This window comes from Trinickia mobilis, assembly GCF_017315705.1.
Taxonomy (GTDB): domain Bacteria; phylum Pseudomonadota; class Gammaproteobacteria; order Burkholderiales; family Burkholderiaceae; genus Trinickia_A; species Trinickia_A mobilis.
Genome location: NZ_JAFLRF010000103.1, coordinates 1 through 2,347 on the forward strand (window position 1 = coordinate 1; position 2,347 = coordinate 2,347).

At 58.0% G+C, this 2,347-nt stretch carries 2 protein-coding genes and 4 pseudogenes; 4 read left to right on the forward strand and 2 right to left on the reverse strand.

What is annotated here, in order from left to right:
• On the forward strand, positions 1 to 550 hold a 550-nt coding region (locus J3489_RS37050), incomplete at its 5' end, for an MFS transporter (protein WP_207005748.1).
• A gap of 284 nt (positions 551 to 834) precedes the next feature.
• Positions 835 to 999 (forward strand): histidinol dehydrogenase, encoded by a 165-nt coding sequence (locus J3489_RS37055; RefSeq protein ID WP_207005750.1) that lies wholly within the window; start codon positions 835 to 837, stop codon positions 997 to 999.
• A gap of 45 nt (positions 1,000 to 1,044) precedes the next feature.
• Here J3489_RS37055 and J3489_RS37060 read toward each other — a convergent pair.
• Positions 1,045 to 1,202: pseudogene (locus tag J3489_RS37060) on the reverse strand (IS256 family transposase); the annotation flags it as partial.
• Positions 1,203 to 1,283: 81 nt separating this feature from the next.
• On the opposite strand from J3489_RS37060, the pseudogene J3489_RS37065 reads away from it, so the two are divergent.
• Positions 1,284 to 1,583 (forward strand): annotated as a pseudogene (locus tag J3489_RS37065) (transposase); the annotation flags it as partial.
• A 63-nt stretch (positions 1,584 to 1,646) separates the two neighbouring features.
• Positions 1,647 to 1,854: pseudogene (locus J3489_RS37070) on the forward strand (IS6 family transposase); the annotation flags it as partial.
• 83 nt (positions 1,855 to 1,937) lie between these two features.
• Here J3489_RS37070 and J3489_RS37075 read toward each other — a convergent pair.
• Positions 1,938 to 2,327: pseudogene (locus tag J3489_RS37075) on the reverse strand (aldehyde dehydrogenase family protein); the annotation flags it as partial.
• Positions 2,328 to 2,347: the final 20 nt, after the last annotated feature.

Here is a 2,347-nt window from a genome sequence, read left to right on the forward strand (position 1 = left end):
GTCGTACATGACGAGTCATCTGGGTTTGCCGCGACATACGGTACTGTTTGCCATCCTGATCGCCGCGGCACTTGAGCTGGTAACGAACCCCTTGTTTGGCGCACTTTCGGACAGGATCGGCCGCAAGCCCGTCGTCGCCTTCGGCGCGCTCGTCGCGCTGATCGCGCCCTTCCCTTTCTTTTTCATGGTGGGCACCGGCGCCCCTAAACTAATCGTCCTTGCCGAGATCTTGGTTCTTACGATCGCCCACGCAGCAGTGTTTTCGCCCATGGCGGCCTGGTTCGCCGAGATGTTCAGTGCGGAAGTCCGATATAGCGGTGTCACGATCGGCTTTCAGCTGGGCGCGCTCTTGGCCGGAGCACCGACACCGCTGATCGCAACGGCTCTCCTCGCCAAGTATGGAGGATTCACGTCCGTGGCAATCTTTGCGATGGTCGCCGCAGGAATCACGCTCGTCTGCACCTTTATAGCGAGTGACTCTGCGCGAGGGCAAGTTGGTGCTTCGGCCGTCTCCCCGTCACTCGGAAGGAACGGAATAACAGGAGCATAAGTCATCAGGTATCGCATGTATGTCGATGTGCGGGGCATCGCCCTCGATGTACGAACTCTGCGTTCCTGAGCGCAACCGTGAGGTGGTCGACGGCTATGTCATGAAAAATCGGATTCGTTGTAATCAGAGGACGAACTTTGTCGCTACGGCACGCTTGAACGCGGCGACTGACAGGTAGCGACTCGCGGAATCAGCAAAACTTTTAGAATTCAATATTGCATACGTAGGCACAATCCATGTTGCTTGCGCATGCTCAGTTCAAACTTAAACTTATGGAGACTCTTATGGCAAAGTGGCCCAAGCGGGGCGCAGATGTCGAAGTAAGCAAGAACGCCGCGAAGGAAGTTTGCGAGGCAGTCGAGCACATCCTGTTGGATATCGAGAGGCGCGGTGATGCGGCGGTGCGGGAGCTCGCCGTCATGTTCGACGAGGTCGATCGCGACGACTAACGACTGTCGGACGCTGAAATTCAAAGAGCTAAAGTCGAAACTGGCCTTCACCGGTATCGGCCCGGCCATCGTCAATACCTCGGTTCCGGCAGGTAGTCGTTGCGCACCACGGCGCGTTGCGCGTGCAATGTCTTGACGTTCGCCAATCGCTTCAACAGCTCTGCCAGCTTCGCTTCAACCGCTTGCTGAATCACTTGCCGCGCTCTCCATCCACCACGAGCAAGGATACGGAAAAAGCAGTCGTCGGCCTATCGGGTGCCGTGTTGGCCTGGACGATTTGGTCCGTCAAGGTGACGAAGGTGCGGGATCGATGGGGATCAGGCGTGAAATTCAACTCGTCAATGGTGCCGCCCTATGTGAGGAAATTGGCCCGCGTGAGCGCTGCATTGCCGTGGCTGTATTTAAAGAGTATTTTGACGGGCGACATGAGCGAGCCGCTAAGCGTGCTGCTGGGCGAGGATGCCAAGGGTTTATCGGCGAATGTCGTGAGCCAGCTAAAGGCGCAATGAGCCGAAGAACATGCGGCCTGGAGCAAGGGAGACTTGTCGAAATCGCGCTATATGTATTGGTGGGTCGATGGCATGGCTCTATCGCATTAACGCGGGAGAGGTAAAATTCGAGGTTGAGAAAAACGCTTTGGCCACACGATGAAGAAGACACTCACGCCACAAACAACGCTGGATCCTGGCATCGCCAAGGTGCTGAAGCGGCTGCACTATCCGCTTGAAGTGATCCTGCTGTGCGTGCGATGGTACGTTGCGTACTCGCTGAGTCTTCGCAATCTCGAGGAAATGATGGCTGAGCGCGACATTGGCGTCGATCATTCGATCGGTGCATCGCTGGGTCATCAAGGTTAACGGCGCATCTAGTTGAGGCGCACCGCCGCCAACCAACAGGTGCGCGCCTGCCGCTTTTGCTTGATCAACAAAACGTTGACTGCGTTGAAGCGACGCCGGTGAAATGACGGGGCCAACGTCGGTGCTCAGGCTAGCCGGATCGCCGACTTTAAGTGCGCCAGTCCGTTCCGCGAAGGCAGCGACGAACTTGTCGTACACGTTGCGTTGAACCAGGAAGCGGCCCGCGGAAACGCAGGTCTGGCCCGATGCGACAAAGGACGCGAACACCGCGCCTGCGACTGCCTCATCAATGTCGCAATCCTCGAACACCATGACCGGTGTCTTGCCTCCCAATTCGAGCGTACAGGGAATGAGCCTTTCTGCGGCCGCCGCCGCGACGCGGCGACCTGTGGCCGTGCCGCCTGTCAGGTCGATGCGCCGCACCTCGGGACTCGCGCATAGCGCCGCACCTGTGGCGCCTTCGCCAGTCACGACGTTGACGACGCCCGGCG

Coding starts and splice junctions, on each gene's coding strand:
- J3489_RS37055 (WP_207005750.1), top strand. CDS start 835: ATGGCAAAGTGGCCCAAGCGGGGCGCAGATGTCGAAGTAAGCAAGAAC.